We start from the raw sequence: 18,154 nt of genomic DNA, 5'->3' as shown, positions 1-18,154 counted from the left end.
CTTTATGGCCTGGTCACGATTGGTGACTGCGCAGTTAGCTAATAGGCCAATATACCCACAGAACGAACGAGGCTTTATAATCATTGACGTATTGTATCAAAGAAAGTCACTATGAAAGGAAAATGCCACCAAGAAAGGTAGAGTGCCAAATGCAAGCCATTCGTCATCGTCACAGAACGAAGTTCATTGTCGTGCTATTGACCCTTCTTATCGCTGGAACCACTGTGCCATCCTTCGTCAATGATGCCTATGCGGATGATTCTTGGCCGACTTCTCCGCCAGCGGCTGTATGCAGCGACTCGAGATTATTAAGCGGTCCAAGCGTTGCTCCCGATGGGGCTGTGATCGTGCCTGCAGGGGACAACAGCAGCTTCAATTTCAATCGGCCGGGGGCGACGTTCTGGTTCGAGACCGGGACTCACACGCTTGCGGATGATATTTATGGTCAGATTATCGCAACAGCCAACACGACCTATATTGGCGCTCCGGGTGCCGTTCTCGATGGCCGGAATATTAATTTGTATGCTTTCACAGGCGACGTGCCGAACGTAACCATCAAGTACCTCACCATCAAAAACTTCGGCCGAGGCAACGACAATCATAATGAAGGCGTTGTTAACCATGACTCCGGCACAGGATGGACTATTCAATATAACACGATTTCCGGCAATGACGGTGCAGGGGTATTTCTAGGCACCGATAATGTAGTCAGCTACAACTGCCTGAAGGACAACGGACAATATGGCTTTAGTATGTTTAAACCGCCGATTGAAGGCGACTCGGCCATTAAAAATATCGTCCTTGATCATAACGAGGTTGCAGGCAACAATACGGATAACTGGGAAGCTCAGTATCCCGGCTGCGGCTGTACGGGTGGGGGCAAGTTTTGGGATGTCAATGGCGCCACGGTCACTAACAATTATATACACGATAACAAAGGAACCGGCTTGTGGGCAGATACGAATAATATCGATTTCCTGATTGAGGGCAATTATATTGATCATAACGACGGCGAGGGCATTTGGTACGAAATTAGTTACAACGCTACGATCCGCAATAACTGGATCAGCCGCAACGCTTGGGTAAGCGGCAATAACAATCAAGGCTCGCCCGGTCCCGCCATTTATCTATCCGAATCCGGCGGCGATTCCCGTCTTGCTTCGACAGTAAGCGGAGCTCCCAAGATCCGCATTTATAACAATTCATTCGTCGATAATTTCTCGGGCGTATCCATCTATGAAAATGCCAACCGATTCTGCAACTCGAACGGCAATACAAGCAAGGGGTACTGTACGCCGTTCGTGACGCCAACGCTTATAGACGCTGAGCAACGCAACTACGATTATCCGAATCCGATCAGCGATACGCATCCTTGCTATACCGACATTGCGGGCGAACCGTACACGACCGACTGCCGCTGGCATGCCAATAATATTGAGGTCTTTGACAACGAGTTTCATTATGATGATCAAGTTGTACCATGTGCAGGCACTTATTGCGGCGTTCAAGCTTTAATTGCAACAGGTGCCGATAATATGCCCTGGTCGCCCTATACCGTTGCCGGTATTCAACATGACGTGATGTTCGAAAACAACAACAGCTTCCATGATAATCAATACTTCGGCGACTGGCGCTTTGCCAAGGGATACGGGGAGACCGTTTCGTTCAACGCATGGAGATCTGCGTCGTTCAACCAAGATGCGAACAGCACGTTCACCGGCGATCCCGACAATGGCGGATCAGCTGGCGGATCGAATGGAGGCACGCCGCCGCCAGCGGCTGCCGCGAACGATCTGGACGCAGACACGGCTGGTCTTGAGGAATCTATCGGACTGTGGCAGAACTGGTATTCCGGGAATATCTCGCAGTCTGCGGAAGAGGCGCATAACGGAACGCACAGTCTTCGCGTCGATATTACCGACCCTTGGGGCTGGGGAGTACAGACCGCCAACTGGCCCGGGTTTGCCACGACAGCGGGAGTGAAGAAAATCAGCTTCTGGGGCAAGCTTGGATCGGGGACCAGCATACAACCCAAGATGATGGTCAAATGGCTGGATGACAGCCATGCTGTTCTGCAAACGAACGAAGTGGTATTGCCTGTGCTGACGACCGCGTGGCAGAATGCCTCTGCAGTGGTCGATGCGCCTGAAGGAGCGGCAACCGCGCTTGTATCGCTTAACGGATTAGGAAACCCGGGAGATTACTTTTACTTGGATGACATGGTCGTAGGCGACGCGCCGAATGCGATTGATGCCGATACAGCCGGCGGCGAAAGCTCGGCCGGTCAGTGGCAATCCTGGTATTCGGCTGCGGTAACGGCATCGACGAACGAAGCACACCGTGGGAGCGGCAGCCTTCAAGCAGACGTAACGGATCCGTGGGGTTGGGGCATACAGACCGCTAATTGGCCCGGATTTGAAGCAAGCGCAGGTAATAAGCGGGTGAGTTATTGGGCCAAGCAAGGTGCCGGTTCTATCTTCGAAGTGACGTTACGAGTGAAATGGGTCGATAGCAGCCAGACGGTTCTGCAAACCGATCTTGTGCCGCTGAGCGGTTTGTCGGCTAACTGGCAGCAGGCTGTCGCTAACATTGCCGCGCCGAACGGAACTGCAAACGTCTATCTTGAGATCTATAACCCGTCAGGAGTCCCGGGTGACAGTCTTTACCTGGATGAGATCGTCATTGCCGACGCGAACTAAGTCGGCAGGAGATTCTCCTTTCATTTGCCCGCTGTCAAAGAGTAGATAGAATTGGTCATGACAGCAAACACATATATCGATAAAGGGCGTCCTACAGCGGCGCCCCTTATATATACGTGAACCGTATCACAAATAGTTTAGTGCTTAACTTGAAAACTCCGAATCCTTATTTTTTAACCACAGGCACCCAAAATTCGCCGTAGAAAGTACCGTCACCGTAATCTTTGCGATAAGTTGCATTTGGACCGCCGATGTATGCATAATCCGTGATTTGGGGCAAAACTTCGCCAAAAGCAAGGTAAGTCAGCTGATCAAACAAAGCTTCCTTCTCCCCGTTTCCTGCGACCACGATGTACTCACTCTCTGGAAACTCGATGATGCGCGTTGCGTCAACCACGGATTTCCCAGCCTCTACTGCGAAATAATTCCACGGTTTGCCTTGATAAACCTCGTTGACCGACCATTCACGATCGTTTTTTGCGGCGTCTTTGAGCTTGTCAAAACGTCCATCAGCCTTGAGTCTGCCCCAAAACTCGGCTTTTTCCTTTTGCAAAGCCGACATGTCTTGGAAGTTCGACCGGATTGAGAACCCATATGCGGTCAATGTGAATGATTTTTTGTGTTCAAGCGTGTAATCTGTCATGCGAGCGCTCCTTTATTCGAGAGATTAGCCTTCGACTTTTTTTACACGAAGCCACATTTCGCCGTAAAACTCGCCATTTTCAGCTGCTTTGACGAAGGTGGAGTTACCCGGACCCACGTATTTGTAGTCTGTGATTTGTTGCAACATACCGCCGAAAACTTTGCCTGTGATTTCGTCAGCGAGACAGTCTTTGTCAGCGCCTGTGCCAGGCACGACGAGGTAGTCGCCGGCAAGGAAATCGAGGAAGACCGCGCCTTCCACGTCGAACTCACCCATCACGCCGAAGCCCCGCCAAGCCTTGCCGCTGAGGTTGTAGTTGATTTGATATTCTTGCCCGTCGGCGAGCGCGAGAAGTTCAGCAAGCTTGCCGTTTTCAGTGATTTCAGCTTTTTTCGCTGCAGTTTTTGCCGCATTACCTGCCCAATCGTTGTAGTCCTCTAGTGTAACACCGAAAGCAGTCATTTTGTAGTTTTCTGAGATGGTTTGGATGGAGTAGTTAGTCATTTTATTCGCTCCTTTGAGGTTTTATTTTACAAGATTGATTCTATTGGTCAAATGTATCGAAAAATGATACTATTTATGGACCATGAAAAAAACAGAACGAATTAACCTAATCATGCGCTACATCAATAACCGCGCGCATTTTACAATTGCCGAGATTCAGCGGGAGTTCAAGATTTCCCGCGCGACGGCGATTCGCGACATTAACGAGATTCAGGCGTTGGGTTTTCCGCTGACGACTGAACTTGGGCGCGGTGGTGGCTACCATGTCTTGCAAAACCAGTATCTGCCCGCCGTTCGCTTCACGCCAGAAGAGCTGAAGGCGATTTTTATCAGCTTTATCGCCTCGAAAAATTCGCAACTGCCTTATCTGCAAAATCGCCGCTCTATCACTGAAAAACTGATTGGCATCGCGTCGCAAACCCAGCAAGACGAGCTGATCGAGCTGAATCATATCGTGCTTTTTGAAAATACGAATCCTGCCAATCCGAATCTTCTGGAGCTGGATGATGCGGCGCCTCCGGAGCTGAACCAGCTGATTTCGCTTGCTGTGCGGGATAAGCACTTGCGTTTGACTTATGAGCTGAGTCCTGGCTGGCCGCAGTTGATGGACGTTTTTTTACTGCATATTTTCAACTCGAACGCTCAGTGGCTTGCCGAGGTTTATGATTTTGATAAGGATGAGTTTCATTATTTACCTGTTGAGATGCTACGGGATTCGGCAATTTCCGAGCAGAAGATGAAATGGTCTGAGCAAGAGATTATAAATAAAAAACTGCTTCGCGCACGGGAGTCAAATCTTGTTGTGAAGCTGGATGCGACCGGGATTCGGCGCTTTAAGCGTATGCACCCGCCGGGGATTATTTTGTCCCTTACCGGGATGTTCCAGTCGAGCGGGATTTTTAATGTTCAATTGGATGTGTCCGATGTTGAGGCGCTGGCGTATTACGCGGATTGGCTTTTGTTTTTGGGGAAAGGGGTCGAGTTTGAGCGGATTCCTGATGAACTGCGCATGGTTTTGGAAGAGCGTTTAGTAAAATTAAAATTTCCTTGAATTCTATCCGATCCGGCAACGAACAGGCTCCAAAGGGAAGTATCTGTATGACTCCATCATGAACTTTAGTTATCGAGGACGATTTGGAAATTAATCAGCTTATAATCCGCTAGTCCTCAAATTATTGATGATCAATATACATGGCTTGAACATTTTCCTGATGAAGGACATCATATGTTGACAACCGTAATAAAGGAGTACCATACTTTGATGATCTGTATATAGATGTAATACTGCTGCCCAATAATGAAGTATATATTTTAGATGAGGATGAGCTATTGGCAGCCAAGAATGACAAGGTGATATCAGTAGAACAGTATGACCTAGCCGTTAGGGAAAAAGAGATAATTAGAACGATACTAATGGAAAACAGAAATAGTTTAATTCATAGATGGAAAAGAGATTATCAAACACTCAAAGTAATGATATAGATGAGGAGCAGTGCCATAAGTGACGGCGAAAAATGGGGGTGATTGGTACGCCGGGTAAGGTTGGCAGGCCTGTGGAATGGAAAGGATTTAACCTCTACGACCTTTAGGTTTAGGGGTATTTAGTTTGTTCTGACTAGTATTCCGTCCACTATTTTCTAAGCCGTAGTATAATATGCATTAGTAATTGAGACACGAGGTTTTAACATAGGTACTCATGAAGTTCATGATTAAAATGGTAGCGGATATTCCATAAAGGAGTGAAAGGAATGGAAAACCTAATAAAGAACATCATTTATTCATCCATTCAAAACTTTTTTAAAAATGAAAATGATTTCTTTGATTATACAAGTCAAACAGGCATGACAGAATGGAATTTGACACATCACTTATGCAACGAACTTAGTAAGTATATTTTTTGGTTAAATAATGAAGTGGATGTAGCAAAACGAAATTACGAAAATAAAAGACCGGATATCATTTTTCATAAAAGAAGAACAAATAAATTCAATTTATTGGTCGTTGAGGCTAAGAAAAATTGCAATGATAAACGACAAGATATGAACAAACTTAAAATGAATTGGATGATGAAACCACTTAGTTATCGGTTCGGAGTATATATTAATATTTGGGGTAATCAACAATATGAGGCGATATTGATTAAAAGAAACGGAGAAGAAATACAGATTAACGAAACTAATAGTAAATACATAGCATCTGCAATTATAAAAGACCAATTTAAAGATAGTATCAAAAAAGTCATGGAAGAAATAGGTATAGATCCAAGTCGTGAACCTCTAGAGAAGCTTTTGGAGGAAAAGTTGGACAAAGAAGTTTTGAGGGTATTCTCATTAGAAGAATGGAACATCCGATAACATTATATTCAATCATTGATCTGCTTGGAAGGCCTGTAATCTTTACCAGAATAAGCATGATTGGGATAAGTGCCTATCCATTTATATATTCCTCATTGTAAAAAGTGGTGTTCGTCTTCTCCTACAGCAAAAACACTATAACACTTCCCAATTATTCATTATAATAGAGTGAACGAAGTCAATGATATTTAATGCCATCTTTTATTAGTATCTAGTATCTCCTCGTTGCACCCAATGAGTAAAGTTGCCTACTACGATTTCAAGATTACTACAATTGAGAAACTAGGTGAATATGACATGTTGCTGGAGGAGTTAAACAAAGAACTGGGCAAGTTGAAGGATGATGAAAACTACATCATCAAAATATGTGAAAAAATAAGAGGAACGGAATCTAAAATTGCATTAGAAGCCTACGAAGCAGCTACTAAATTTGCAAGAGAAAATAATATGTTAACCTGTGCTTACCCATGGATCCTTTATAATAAAGGCTGGTTATACTTTGATTCCACAGACTTTAAAGCGGCGACCGCACTTTTTGAAGAGGCTTACCTTATTTTTAAAGAAAATAACAATAACGATGGCCATTTGGCCACTTGCAGCGCTTTTGTAAGCGGTTACTCGGTTCAGCAAAAACTTACGCAAGCTATTGAGCATGGCATGGAAGGCATAGAACTAGCAGAAAAAGTGAGTAACTATGAGCGGCTCACTCAAATCAAAGGGAACCTCGCAGCGCTGTATATGGAAATCGATGAGCATGAAAAGGCAAAAGAGCTATTAGATCAGATTGTAAACATACCACGTGTCTATAGCAATGCTTTTAAAGTGGCCTGTTACACGAATCAAGCAGAATGCTGCAACCATTTGGGCGATTCAGATCAGGCGATCGTGTATATCACGAAGGCGCTGGAGTTAGCAGAAGAATACATTCCCAAAATGGTGCCCAATGTATTAAAGGAAATGGCTCATATTTACGCGACTAAAGGGTGCTACGGTACAGCAGAAGAATACTTCATCAAGAGTGTAGAATTGGCGAAAGCGGGAGGGGCGCAGCTGTATCTTCAAGACGCACTATTGTACTGGGCAGAGCTAGATTTGGTACAAGGCCGCTATAAGGAAACGGTTGATAAGCTGCAACACGTAGAAGAAGAGATAGACAATGCCAAATCCATAAGGAATTTAAATAGAGTTTATTTGAATATGAGCAAAGGCTTTAAAGGACTGGGAAATTATGAACAAGCCTATGCGTATCTAGAAAAACATATGGAATTAGAAAAACAAATGCAGGCTATTCGAAGTGCTGAGAGTATGGAAATGCTGAATCGAAAAAGAGAAGAGGAAGAGGGGAAAATCTACAAGTTTCTGTATAATCAAACGGAAGCATTGAACGGTGTGGGTCAGAATATCCTGTCCAACTTGGACAAGGAAAGTATCTTTACTATTGTTGCGAAAGAAATACAGAATTTGATCCAGGCGGATATTATTCAAATTGGCATTTATAACGAGGAGGAAGGGATTCTTTACAATGAGTTGTCTATCGAAAAGGGACAACGTTTGGTCATAGGGCCTATGTCTATATTAGAGGATAGCTTTTGGGCATATAGTGTCAAGCACAAGCAGGATATCCTTATTCATGATATTGAACAGGAATATAGCCGTTATTTTGAAGATTTTAAGGAATACTTAGAGAAGGTAAGGAAGAAACAGGAGTATGTCGTAGAGACAATACCTTACTCTCTTATATTTGTACCTATCGTTATGCAAGATAAGGTAATAGGTGTGATAAGTACGCAAGCTTATGAGAAAGAGTTTTTTAACTTAAAAGACCTGAGTACATTAAAGACCCTTTCTAATTATCTGGGAATTGGGTTAGAGAATGCTAGACTATATAGGGAAGTTGAATATACATCCAAGTATGATGCATTAACCAAAGTCATTAATCGTAAAGAGTTATTCGAAGAAACAACCCAAATGTATGAGCAGCTTAAAGAAAGCAATAATGCAAATAGAACACTATGTATCCTGATGATTGATGTGGATAATTTTAAGGGGACAAATGATGTTTACGGGCATCAGGAAGGAGATAGGGTGCTAGAGCGTGTGGCAGATCTGATACAAGCTAGTATAGGAGAAAAGGATCGGGTAGGCAGATATGGCGGAGAAGAGTTTATGGTGGCAATTCCCGATGAAACGTTGAAGCAATGTATGCAAAAAGCAGAGAGGATCCGAAAAAATGTGGAGAAGGAAGTGATAACATCAGCTCTAGGAATTTCCATTCCTATTACCGTAAGTATAGGGGGAGCCAACCTAAATACAAAAAAATATCCTTTAGAGCAAATGATTAATTATGCGGATAAAGAATTATTCAAAGCGAAACACTCAGGAAAGAATAACGTATTTGTATATCAAGAAGAAGATATGGGCGTTAGATAGGGCACTCTGATTAGAGTGCCCTTCATCTTGTTTGTTGATAAAGGATGACAATGATTCCGGCAATGGAATAATCAAGCCAAATCCCCTTTAAAGGATTTGGAGGATTAAACCGGTTAAGGCGACACCCTGTTGCGCTCCATCCATGCTGTAGCCCAGTCGACCAACGGTCGTTGTGCTAAGAACCGGACATCGGCGTTTCCGACTTGATGAATCTTCACTTTGCTTTCGTTATCGTATTCCTGCCCCAGTTGAATAAAATCCTCGTCGTCCACGGCTTGCGTCTTGTAAGTAACCCATTCGCGCTTGCCGTTAATCATCATGGCGCTGCTTTCCTCGGAGAACGACTTGCCAGGGAAATTCGCTCTTGTTTCCGCCAAGTGCAGCGACGTGTTTTTGTCGTAGCCGACACCAACCAAAAGCACGTAACCATTTAACTGGTACAGCTTGTCGAGCGGGGAGCCTTCTCCAAAAATATGGCTTAAATCATGATTTTCCGTTAGATATGACGCATGCTTGCCCACTGCCGCTATGGAACGCGCAGGATGGTTGGACCTCTTGGCTCCCGGCCACTTGCGGAACATCTCGGCTACGACACCCATGCCGATTGCCGGGGTAACCTCCTTGTCATAAGCGGGCCAGTGTTCTCTAATGGCAGGCCACCACTCTACGGGCTCCTCCCAGTGCACGCCTGCGGCAGGGTCGAGATTTTTCCACGTTTGGGATGGCATGATCAGGGTTCCCTCTGCTCCGACGATTTCAAGAAGGGATCGAATGAACGTCTCGGCCCCGCCTACAACAAAACCAAGCTTGCTTAACGAAGTATGGACCATAACGGTTTGTCCTTCCATGAGTCCGCAACCTTTGAACTTGTCGATGAGATCTTCTTTGGTAAGGATGGCTCTTGTTTCCTTCGTGATCATAATCGGAATCTCCACCTTGTCATTTTAATATCAAAAATAAAAAAACAACCCGGCTACAAGTAGCGGGGTTGTCTCTAGCCAGTGCTAGCGGAGCAGTGCCCTGAAATTTCATTACTCTCTATATTGTACCAATCCTTCTTCTATGCGGCAATAGCTTTTCCTTTGTTGTAGGGAGGCGGCCTTGTTTAATACAAATGGATTTAAACGGAGCTTCTCTATCTGATATCATGGAGCGGTGCGGTATTCGTAAGATGACAGTTACCCTGCTCTTAACGAACGGAGAGGCTCCGTTAGTGCACGTGAAGGAAAGGAAGAGGATGGTTTGTGAACAAAACCGATCGGATGTTGGCCATCGTCATCGAGTTACAGCGTAAAGGCATGCTGCGTGCTGAGGATTTGGCTGCCCGGTTCGAGACGAGTATCCGCACGATTTACCGTGACATGCAAGCGCTTAGCGAGGCGGGAGTACCTGTGGCGGGTGAGCCGGGCGCAGGTTACTCCCTAATGGAGGGTTACTTCCTCCCTCCGGTCAGCTTCACGGCGGAGGAAGCGGTGTCGCTGCTCATCGGGGCGGACTTCGTCGAATTGAGGCTAGACGCTGAGTACGGCGCGAAGGCCCGTAACTCGCAGGAGAAGATCGAGGCGATTTTGCCGGAGAACGTGCGCGAGGAGACAGCTAGGGTGCGGTCGGTGATCCGGCTTCTGAACGAAAGGGCGGCAAGAACGCGCGGGCAGGAAAAAGAAACGTTCGAGCAGTTGCGCCGGGCGATTCTACAGAAGCGCAGAATCCATTTCCGCTATTCCAAAAACATGCCGGAATCGGATGGAAATCGTCATAGTGAGCGTACGGTTGACCCTTACGGGCTCGTTTTAGCCCAGGGGGCGTGGGTGCTTATCGCGTTCTGCGGACTGAGGCGCGACATTCGACACTTTCGGTTATCCCGCATGAATGAGCTGGTTGTACTGGAAGAATCGTTTGAGTTCCTTCCCGGCTTTCACCTTCAGGACCACAAGTCCGTAGACGATCGTAACGTGATCGTGCGGATGCTGGTCGACTCGGCTGTCGCGGACCGGATTCAGGAAGCGGACAACTTCTATATGGAATCGTTCGAACCAGGAGAGGAAGGCTGGCTGGCAACGTTCCGCGTCCGGCGGATCGAGGAGCTGCTGCAATGGACGCTCGGCTGGGGCGCAGCGGTGCGGGTGCTGGAGCCGGAATCGCTGCGGGAACGAATGTGTGAGGAAATTGAAAAGATGCTTGAACACTACTGACAGACTGGTGTCAGTAGCTTTGTTGTATGCTGGAGCCAGCTTAAGCTAGAAGGAGTTGGATTCGGTAATGGATACGAAGGAAATGTTGTTTAAATTCAAGGAGACGGTCAGCGGCTATATTCAGGGATTGGAGGGGTTCAGCCTTGAGCAGCTACTGTGGAAGCCCGCGGAAGACGAATGGTCGCTCGGTCAGATGCATGTGCATTTGATCCATTCCGCACAGTTCTTGCATTTGCAGAATGTCGCGATGTGCCTGGCGCCGAACGGCAATCCGAAGGTTTCTTCGACGGGAAAGACGAAGCTGGGGGAGGACGTGTTCAGGGCGGGAAGCTTCCCGCCAGATCGCGTCCAGGTCCCCCCATCACCTGGGTACACACCGCCGCAACCGGAAAGTAAGGAACAACTCGTGGATGGGCTGCGCGACACGGTTCGTCAGATGACCGAGATCGAACCGGCGATGGCGGCGCTTGATCCGGTTGTCCAAGCAAATTGGGAATCAGGAAAGGGTACGGCTATTGTGCTCTTGCGAAATACGGTTGTCCATCCGGGCTTCGGCGGATTGAATGCGCTCGAATGGTTCCAACTAATCGACATGCACTATCGCCATCATTTGCTGCAGAGGAAGCGGCTGGATGACGCCTGGAGGGCAGCGCATATGTGAGGTTGGATCGGAGTCGTCTCGGCGTCGCTTGTGCAGCAAGCGGACTGGTTAGTTAAAAAAATCTTTTGTATATCGAACAGCTAGATAGATTCCCGAAGCGAGGAATGCAAGAGAATATTTAAATAAGAAGAAAATTTGCCACATATATTCCTTCGGGAAAAGGATGTCGCACAATACGATTACACTTAACATAATGAGGGAGCCTTTTAAAGAGATGTGCGTGGTTCTTTCGTCTGCCTTACCCATTTTTTTGTGAAAGACGTAGGTTAGAATTCCTCCGACCAAAAGCAATATAAAACCGATACCAATGAGAATATTCCAATTTCCCGGAGATTGTTCAGCCCAGGACTTCAAAGGGTTGAAAATTGCGCTAGTGATCCGATCTGAGATAGACTTAGTTTCCATGTTGATCATTTCCTTTCATATAAGTGAAAATATCATTTACATCTACATTAAAAAATTCGGCAATTCGAAAAGCTAACAGCAGAGTCGGAACATAATTTCCTTTTTCCATTACGAAGATGGTTTGTTTGGAAACCCCGACTTGCTCTGCTAATTCTTGCTGAGACATTCTGGCAAGTACACGATATTCATAAACCTTATTTGATATCGAATCACCAAAGTCTTTCTTCACGACCATCACCTCTTGACTCAAATTATAAACTCACTTTTTACAAAAGTAAAGCAAACTTATACAAAAGAATAAAATAACTTTATTTTTAATTAAATTACTTTGATTGGACACGAGCCCAGAATGCAGAAAGAACCTGACGAAATTCATGATTCCGTCAGGTTCACATAGCGATCGATCTGATGTAAAGAGGAAGTGTTCCGGGCGTTTTAAGCCAAGGGTATCTTACCTTATTTGGACTCCGTGAGTCGGCCTACAAGCAGCCCGTACATCAATAGAGCGAACAAGGTAACGCTGGCAAGAATCCATAACACCGTTCCAAAAGAAACTACATCCATGAGAGACGCAGTATAGGTGATGCCGATAGAAGCGGCTACATTCAACACCAAGTTGTAGAATCCAATGGCTGTTCCTGACTTTTCTGCAGGGATGGAGCGTACGCATGAATCAAGCATAGGTGCGTACATGAATGCGAATGACCCCGAGAACAGCAGCATGGAGATCACATATACAGGAACCGAGCCTCCAATAAGGCCGGGCAAAGCCAGGCTGCATACGATAATGCCCATAGCAATGGAAACGGCTTGCTTATTGGTCAATACTTTTGCTATTTTGCCAGACAGTGACCCGACGATTATCGCCGTTACATAACCTGGTATCAGCAGCAGTGAGATCGTGTCGAGCTGAAGATTATACATCTTTTGAAGCAGGAATGGGAAAATAAAGATGTAGCCCAGTTGAACGGTATAAATCACAAAGGCGATGGCAAGAACCGCTGCAAACCGTTTATTTTGGAAAAAGGAAATCCCGATGAACGCCTTCTTGCTCTTGCTGATATAGCCAAGGAATAGTGCTGCTGTGGCTACGAAGCTCACAATAAAGATCCAGTTGAAATCCGTTAAATACATCAAGACTGAAGTCGTAATGGCGGATACCAGGATCAGACCGATGAGATCCACATGACTCTTCCTAGATTGCTCCTTCGGCAAATATTTCAGAATGAAGGGAAGCAGGATTAAGGACAGCAGCGGGATTAAGAATAACGTTGTCCAACTTAAATAGGTGGACACGAACCCCCCTGTAAGGGAACCGATTACAAGAGAAAGCGAATAGCTGCTTGTGCTGAGGCCCAGGAACTTTTTCTGTTCCTCTTTGGGCAGGTGTTTCATTACATAGATTACATATAAAGTTTCAGCCGCGGCCAGGCCTGCTGTCTGGATCATACGGGCAATAACAACGATTAGATAAGAATCTTGAAAAATATACCCAATAATCGAACCGATGCAAATTAAGATAATCCCTGCAATCAGCAGCTTTCTGATACTGATGGAGTCGGCCAAGGAGGCATAGATGACAGCGCCAATGCCAATCACAAGTCCCGCTAATGAGGCTTGCAGGCTAACCATAGTTGCCGAGATTCCCAAATCATCGCCTATAGCTACCGAAACCAGCTTGAAGGAGTTGTCGATGATCAAGGCAAAGACGAAAAAGAGCAGAATGACAGGCACTGCCCTTTTCGCTTGAAAGGATGGGGTAGTTTGCGGTGCTTGTTCAGTTATTGTAGCCATTCGCCACATTCCCTTCTTGGAATCAGATGATTAAGCAAGTTCCAGTGCAATTTCCATCATTTTAGTGAAAGCGGTCTGTCTCTCTTCAGGGGTTGTGGATTCATGTCTGAAGATATGATCGCTGATCGTCAAGATACACAATGCGTTAACGCCCGCATGGGCTGCGTTCATATACAGGCCTGCAGATTCCATCTCGGCGCATAGAATGCCCATTTCACTCCATCTCTTAAGTGCCGTTTGATCCGCATTATAGAAGATGTCACTGGAGAGCACATTGCCTACATGAACCTTCTGCCCCTGCGCATCGGCTATTTTCTTGGCTTTTTCCAACAGCTCGAATGAGGCCGTAATCGAATAGTGGCCAGGGAGATTATACTGGTGTCCATAATTGGAATCGGTTGCAGAACCCATCGCGAAAACAATGTCATACAGATTCAGATGATCTTGAATCGCCCCTGCGGAACCAATTCGAATGAGATTCTTCACACCGAATACATGAATCAGCTCCCAGGAATACAGACTCATGCTTGGCGTTCCCATCCCAGTTCCCATTACGGAGATTTTTCTGCCCTTGAAAGTTCCCGTGTAGCCCAGCATACCGCGGACTTGATTGAACTGGACGACATTTTCCAAATAGTTCTCTGCAATAAACTTCGCTCTTAAGGGATCGCCAGGCAATAGAATCGTCTCGGCGATCTCTGCGCCTCCAGGTTGAATATGCGGTGTTTCTTTATGAGATGTGCTCATGTCAAATCTCCCTCTCTTTACAAATTGGTATAGTTGTATAGTAAGTTGTCTAATTGGTACAAGGATAAAGTACCACACATCGCATGCCCTTATCAACTCATTTTTTCTGGATAAATTTCTCATATTCTTTCCTTTTAGTCGCTCTCCTATGTAAAAGGGCAGCGGTCTCTCCCTTATGGAGAAACCACTGCCCTGCAAAGATCATTCGTTCTAGTTTTTCGAAGCGTTGATCACAATCTGGCTAAATTCTTTGGGAATATAATATTTATTGTATACGATAGGATACTGTTCATTTACGTATAGACTTTCCAGCAGCAAGTCACATCCGTCGCTGGCATTGAGTTTATATTTTTGAGATGAGGTATTCATCACCGTGGAATGCTTGACCTCCACCGTTGCGGAGTTAGCCAGCTCATACACCTTATTCTCAAGCATGCCCAGCAGTTGCTCTTCATTTTGGAGGTCTAAGTTCAATTCTGTTACAGCCTCAATGGCCATAAAGGTAAACCCGTAAGCCACCGCCTGTCCTTTGCTCCTATACCAACGCTCAATGGCGACTACGGCCGTGGCTTTCCTTTTCAGGACTTCTTTCGTGTAGTCACTCTCGAGGTCCAGTCTGAACTGGATGTCGACATGGTCAATGTCCTCTGTATGGCACTTATAAATAGGATTTCCGATTTTCTCCAGCCCATCATTTCGCTGCATCATGCGAGATCGGGTAACAAAGTTCCCTTTGCCATGAATACTCGTCACCAGCCCGTCATCCTGCAATAAAGCTAATGCTTGTCTTAATGTCATTCTGCTTACGTCGAACATTTTGGCAAGTTCAGGTTCAGTAGGCAATTGACTATTGGAGGGGAACACACCACTCATGATCTTTTTGAAGAGCTCATCGTATACGGTAAGGTATAGCGGTTTTTTTTCTTTGGGTAGATGTCCCGGCTTTATGTCCATCGGTTCACACACCTATTCTCTTAATTCATCAGATAGAGCATATTATAGCACACCTGTAATCGTTGAGTTTGGGTGGAATGAGGGTGCGGGAAGAGAGGGGATGAAGATTGGGTCCAAAAGTGCAGACTGGAGATACGCACCATTTTTGTGCAGCAGATAACATTTACGTCCAACTCCTTCATTTGTTTATTTCAGGTTTCATGATTTTGCATGTTCTGCTGACAACCGTTTCTCCACTGCTTTTTTTCGCCCTAGACGATGTGTGCCAATAACCCCAGCTATAATCAGCACGGAGCCGATCAAATGGTATACCGTAACTTCTTCTCCGAGAACGATCGCTCCGGCCGCAATGGAGACGATCGTAGAAAGATTGGCAAATACGCTCATTTTCGACGCTTCCATTCTGGACAGGATGTAGTTGGCCAACAATGCTGTGACCAGCGAGGATGCAACGCCCAAGAAAAGAATGGATACGACAAAGGTACGGCTGGCTAGCGGTGCGAAGAAGCGATGGAGCGTACCCGCCGTCACATGACCGGTGAACGAAACGATGAGGAAAACGACGAATCCAATGGCCATCATCATATAAGTGATTTCCGCCGGGCTGAACTGCTTGGTCAGTGATCGGGCCATTACGGTATATCCGGCAAAAACGATGCATGTCAACAGCAGCAAAGAGATCCCCGTAAAGTTGGACCAATCAATGCCACCGCCTTTCATAGCAAAGATGAACACAACGCCGAACACCGATAAAAAGATCGACAGCTTCTGTAAGAGGGTGGTCGCTTCCTTTAAAAAAACGGAGGCGACGATCATCGTTACGATCGGGGTGAACGCGTACAATATGCCCCCCTCTGCTGAGGTAGCATGCTGCAGTCCGTACGCTTGAAGCGTGAAAAAACCAAGCGGGTACATAGCTGCGAGCAGCAGCACCTTGTGCCACGGCTTGCCGCGGTACGCGAGCTTGACCCAGCCGAACGCTACCGGGACGGACATGACCAAAAACGAAGCTGCGAAACGAAAGGCCAGCGTGTCGAGCGGACTGGCGTAATCGAGCGCTTTTTTGGCAAACAAAAAAGACAATCCGATAATGACCGCATTAAACACGGCGAAGAGATAAGGAAGCTTCAATTCTTTTGAATTCATAATGGCATCATCCTCTACAATATACGTGAGCGTGTTCGCGAACGCCTCAACCTTTGAGTTGATGATATGACAAACTGGCTAATGGAACAACGCCATTTTGCTCCAACTGTATCGATACAGTTGGCAAGTGTACGGTATAATGTGAAGAGAAGATTAGGAGTACGGACGGGGGAAATCATCATGAAAAAGTATTTTTTGATTCTATCCGATATGGAAAACAAGATCCGGCAGGGACTATACATTCCTGGGCAAAAACTGCCGTCCATTCGGAGTTCAGCGGAAACCTATGGGTGCAGCATGAGCACGATTACGAGGGCATACGCGGAACTGGAGAAGCGGCATGCTATTTATTCAGTTCCACAAAGCGGCTTTTATATGGTCGAGAAGCCGGGAGATTGGCGTGACAATCGAGATAGCCAAATGATTAATTTCGCTACGGTGCTGCCGGATTTGGAGGCATTTCCATTCTTGGATTTTCAACATTGTTTAAACAAAGCGATTGATATCTACAAGTACGATCTGTTTACCTATGGCGAACCGCAAGGACTGGAGTCCTTTCGCCACACGCTTGTTTCTCATTTGGCCAATGACCAAGTGTTCTCCAAGGTGGAGCGGATCATCGTCACCTCAGGAGCGCAGCAGGCGCTGGAAATATTAGCGAAAATGCCGTTCCCAAACGGTAAGAAGGCGGTACTGGTAGAACAGCCGACTTACGATCTGTATTTGCGATTTCTGGAGACGGAGGGCATACCGGTATATGGCATCGCTCGTACGGCGGCAGGTATTGACTTACAGGAATTGGAACAGAGGTTCAGAAGCGGGGAAATCAAATTATTCTATACCATGTCAAGATATCATAATCCGCTTGGCACAACCTATAGCGCGGAAGTGAGGAAGGCTATCGCCAGGTTGGCTGGCCAATACGACGTATTCGTGTTGGAGGACGATTACATGGCTGACTTGGGTGCGGAGCGGCAATTCGATCCCATCTACGCTTACGATGGAGGTTCGAACGTCATTTATTTGAAGAGCTTCTCTAAAATTATCTTTCCGGGTCTAAGGGTGGGCGCAATCGTATTGCCGGAACGGCTGCTCCAGACCTTCCATGCATACAAAATATACCCCGACACTTCGCTGTTGTCGCAGGCGGCTCTCGAAGTGTATATCAAGAATGGCATGTATGAAAGGCACAAGCACAAGATAGTCAGCTTGTACGATTCGCGAATGAGGGCTTTGAACGAGTCGGTGGAACGGTACAATGTACAGGGGCTGATAGAAGTGCCCCCCATTCGTTCAGGCATCTATACGCACTTCAAGCTGAAGCCGAGGGTTAACATAGAACGTCTCTTAAAACGGCTTGCTGGAAGAAAAATTAGTGTCGTGTCCGGCAAAGGGTTCTATTTATTGAATTATCTGGAGCGAGAGAAGTTCTTGCGGATCAGCATCTCCCAGACCCAGCCGGAGCAGATCGATGAAGGGGTTAAGGTGATAATCGAGGAAATAGGAAAGGAAAGCAAGTAGCAGTATGGCGATGCGGCATGTCTGACCCCATGATCCCATATCCAGAACAATAGCTTACTCTTTTTGCATAATGCCGGTGCAGCAGCTCTTGGTTTGTAAAAAGA

General features: G+C 46.1%; 16 protein-coding genes and 1 pseudogene. 8 read left to right on the top strand and 9 right to left on the bottom strand.

Annotation, left to right across the window (positions count from 1 at the left end; translation table 11 throughout):
* Nucleotides 1-149: 149 nt before the first annotated feature.
* Nucleotides 150-2,699, top strand: coding sequence for a right-handed parallel beta-helix repeat-containing protein (locus D3P07_RS19845; protein WP_182914419.1), 2,550 nt, complete (start codon nt 150-152; stop codon nt 2,697-2,699).
* Between the two features lie 166 nt (nt 2,700-2,865).
* Here D3P07_RS19845 and D3P07_RS19840 read toward each other — a convergent pair whose 3' ends face one another.
* Nucleotides 2,866-3,342, bottom strand: coding sequence for a GyrI-like domain-containing protein (locus D3P07_RS19840; RefSeq protein ID WP_119801983.1), 477 nt, complete (start codon nt 3,340-3,342; stop codon nt 2,866-2,868).
* Between the two features lie 24 nt (nt 3,343-3,366).
* Nucleotides 3,367-3,846, bottom strand: coding sequence for a hypothetical protein (locus tag D3P07_RS19835; protein ID WP_119801982.1), 480 nt, complete (start codon nt 3,844-3,846; stop codon nt 3,367-3,369).
* An 82-nt stretch (nt 3,847-3,928) separates the two neighbouring features.
* On the opposite strand from D3P07_RS19835, the gene D3P07_RS19830 reads away from it, so the two are divergent.
* The 4 genes and pseudogenes from D3P07_RS19830 to D3P07_RS19815 all read left to right on the top strand — a co-directional run bounded on the left by D3P07_RS19830 (nt 3,929) and on the right by D3P07_RS19815 (nt 8,630).
* A complete protein-coding gene (locus D3P07_RS19830; protein WP_259391605.1) occupies nt 3,929-4,897 on the top strand; it encodes a helix-turn-helix transcriptional regulator in 969 nt (322 codons plus the stop codon).
* A 191-nt stretch (nt 4,898-5,088) separates the two neighbouring features.
* Nucleotides 5,089-5,226, top strand: a pseudogene (locus D3P07_RS27920) (DUF402 domain-containing protein); the annotation flags it as partial.
* Between the two features lie 368 nt (nt 5,227-5,594).
* Nucleotides 5,595-6,200 carry a hypothetical protein gene (locus D3P07_RS19820; RefSeq protein ID WP_119801979.1) on the top strand — a complete coding sequence of 202 codons (606 nt, stop codon included), beginning with the start codon at nt 5,595-5,597 and terminating at the stop codon, nt 6,198-6,200.
* A 297-nt stretch (nt 6,201-6,497) separates the two neighbouring features.
* Entirely contained in the window at nt 6,498-8,630 is a 2,133-nt protein-coding gene (locus D3P07_RS19815) for a sensor domain-containing diguanylate cyclase (RefSeq protein ID WP_182914418.1), read from the top strand.
* A gap of 113 nt (nt 8,631-8,743) precedes the next feature.
* Here D3P07_RS19815 and D3P07_RS19810 read toward each other — a convergent pair whose 3' ends face one another.
* The gene (locus D3P07_RS19810; protein ID WP_259391604.1) at nt 8,744-9,550 is read right to left on the bottom strand and encodes an AAC(3) family N-acetyltransferase; all 807 of its coding nucleotides are present in this window, start codon (nt 9,548-9,550) and stop codon (nt 8,744-8,746) included.
* Nucleotides 9,551-9,874: 324 nt separating this feature from the next.
* On the opposite strand from D3P07_RS19810, the gene D3P07_RS19805 reads away from it, so the two are divergent.
* Both D3P07_RS19805 and D3P07_RS19800 read left to right on the top strand, forming a co-directional pair.
* Nucleotides 9,875-10,822 carry a helix-turn-helix transcriptional regulator gene (locus tag D3P07_RS19805; RefSeq protein WP_119801977.1) on the top strand — a complete coding sequence of 316 codons (948 nt, stop codon included), beginning with the start codon at nt 9,875-9,877 and terminating at the stop codon, nt 10,820-10,822.
* A 67-nt stretch (nt 10,823-10,889) separates the two neighbouring features.
* Nucleotides 10,890-11,483, top strand: a complete 594-nt coding sequence (locus tag D3P07_RS19800; RefSeq protein WP_119801976.1) for a DinB family protein — start codon at nt 10,890-10,892, stop codon at nt 11,481-11,483.
* Between the two features lie 48 nt (nt 11,484-11,531).
* On the opposite strand, the gene D3P07_RS19795 is transcribed toward D3P07_RS19800, so the two are convergent.
* From D3P07_RS19795 to D3P07_RS19770, 6 genes are all read right to left on the bottom strand, one after another.
* Nucleotides 11,532-11,888, bottom strand: coding sequence for a DUF2178 domain-containing protein (locus tag D3P07_RS19795; RefSeq protein ID WP_119801975.1), 357 nt, complete (start codon nt 11,886-11,888; stop codon nt 11,532-11,534).
* Entirely contained in the window at nt 11,878-12,123 is a 246-nt protein-coding gene (locus tag D3P07_RS19790; protein ID WP_119801974.1) for a helix-turn-helix transcriptional regulator, read from the bottom strand. The genes D3P07_RS19795 and D3P07_RS19790 overlap by 11 nt, the downstream gene beginning before the upstream one ends.
* Nucleotides 12,124-12,344: 221 nt before the next feature.
* Entirely contained in the window at nt 12,345-13,682 is a 1,338-nt protein-coding gene (locus D3P07_RS19785) for an MFS transporter (RefSeq protein WP_119801973.1), read from the bottom strand.
* Nucleotides 13,683-13,712: 30 nt separating this feature from the next.
* Nucleotides 13,713-14,429: a purine-nucleoside phosphorylase gene (gene deoD / locus D3P07_RS19780; protein ID WP_119801972.1), complete on the bottom strand. Its 717-nt coding sequence runs from the start codon at nt 14,427-14,429 to the stop codon at nt 13,713-13,715.
* A 210-nt stretch (nt 14,430-14,639) separates the two neighbouring features.
* Nucleotides 14,640-15,383 carry a GntR family transcriptional regulator gene (locus D3P07_RS19775; protein WP_119801971.1) on the bottom strand — a complete coding sequence of 248 codons (744 nt, stop codon included), beginning with the start codon at nt 15,381-15,383 and terminating at the stop codon, nt 14,640-14,642.
* 198 nt (nt 15,384-15,581) lie between these two features.
* Nucleotides 15,582-16,529: a DMT family transporter gene (locus D3P07_RS19770; RefSeq protein WP_119801970.1), complete on the bottom strand. Its 948-nt coding sequence runs from the start codon at nt 16,527-16,529 to the stop codon at nt 15,582-15,584.
* A 180-nt stretch (nt 16,530-16,709) separates the two neighbouring features.
* Between D3P07_RS19770 and D3P07_RS19765 the strand changes: the two genes are divergently transcribed.
* The gene (locus tag D3P07_RS19765) at nt 16,710-18,050 is read left to right on the top strand and encodes an aminotransferase-like domain-containing protein (protein ID WP_119801969.1); all 1,341 of its coding nucleotides are present in this window, start codon (nt 16,710-16,712) and stop codon (nt 18,048-18,050) included.
* The last annotated feature ends 104 nt before the right edge of the window (nt 18,051-18,154 follow it).

Source organism: Paenibacillus sp. 1011MAR3C5, from assembly GCF_003591485.1.
Lineage (GTDB): Bacteria > Bacillota > Bacilli > Paenibacillales > Paenibacillaceae > Pristimantibacillus.
This window is presented reverse-complemented; position numbering and strand designations above follow the sequence as displayed.

Excerpts from the sequence above, each read along its gene's own strand:
- D3P07_RS19845 (WP_182914419.1), top strand. The coding sequence starts at position 150 with ATGCAAGCCATTCGTCATCGTCACAGAACGAAGTTCATTGTCGTGCTA.
- D3P07_RS19840 (WP_119801983.1), bottom strand. The coding sequence starts at position 3,342 with ATGACAGATTACACGCTTGAACACAAAAAATCATTCACATTGACCGCA.
- D3P07_RS19835 (WP_119801982.1), bottom strand. The coding sequence starts at position 3,846 with ATGACTAACTACTCCATCCAAACCATCTCAGAAAACTACAAAATGACT.
- D3P07_RS19830 (WP_259391605.1), top strand. The coding sequence starts at position 3,929 with ATGAAAAAAACAGAACGAATTAACCTAATCATGCGCTACATCAATAAC.
- D3P07_RS19820 (WP_119801979.1), top strand. The coding sequence starts at position 5,595 with ATGGAAAACCTAATAAAGAACATCATTTATTCATCCATTCAAAACTTT.
- D3P07_RS19815 (WP_182914418.1), top strand. The coding sequence starts at position 6,498 with ATGTTGCTGGAGGAGTTAAACAAAGAACTGGGCAAGTTGAAGGATGAT.
- D3P07_RS19810 (WP_259391604.1), bottom strand. The coding sequence starts at position 9,550 with ATGATCACGAAGGAAACAAGAGCCATCCTTACCAAAGAAGATCTCATC.
- D3P07_RS19800 (WP_119801976.1), top strand. The coding sequence starts at position 10,890 with ATGGATACGAAGGAAATGTTGTTTAAATTCAAGGAGACGGTCAGCGGC.
- D3P07_RS19795 (WP_119801975.1), bottom strand. The coding sequence starts at position 11,888 with ATGGAAACTAAGTCTATCTCAGATCGGATCACTAGCGCAATTTTCAAC.
- D3P07_RS19790 (WP_119801974.1), bottom strand. The coding sequence starts at position 12,123 with ATGGTCGTGAAGAAAGACTTTGGTGATTCGATATCAAATAAGGTTTAT.
- D3P07_RS19785 (WP_119801973.1), bottom strand. The coding sequence starts at position 13,682 with ATGGCTACAATAACTGAACAAGCACCGCAAACTACCCCATCCTTTCAA.
- deoD (WP_119801972.1), bottom strand. The coding sequence starts at position 14,429 with ATGAGCACATCTCATAAAGAAACACCGCATATTCAACCTGGAGGCGCA.
- D3P07_RS19775 (WP_119801971.1), bottom strand. The coding sequence starts at position 15,383 with ATGGACATAAAGCCGGGACATCTACCCAAAGAAAAAAAACCGCTATAC.
- D3P07_RS19770 (WP_119801970.1), bottom strand. The coding sequence starts at position 16,529 with ATGAATTCAAAAGAATTGAAGCTTCCTTATCTCTTCGCCGTGTTTAAT.
- D3P07_RS19765 (WP_119801969.1), top strand. The coding sequence starts at position 16,710 with ATGAAAAAGTATTTTTTGATTCTATCCGATATGGAAAACAAGATCCGG.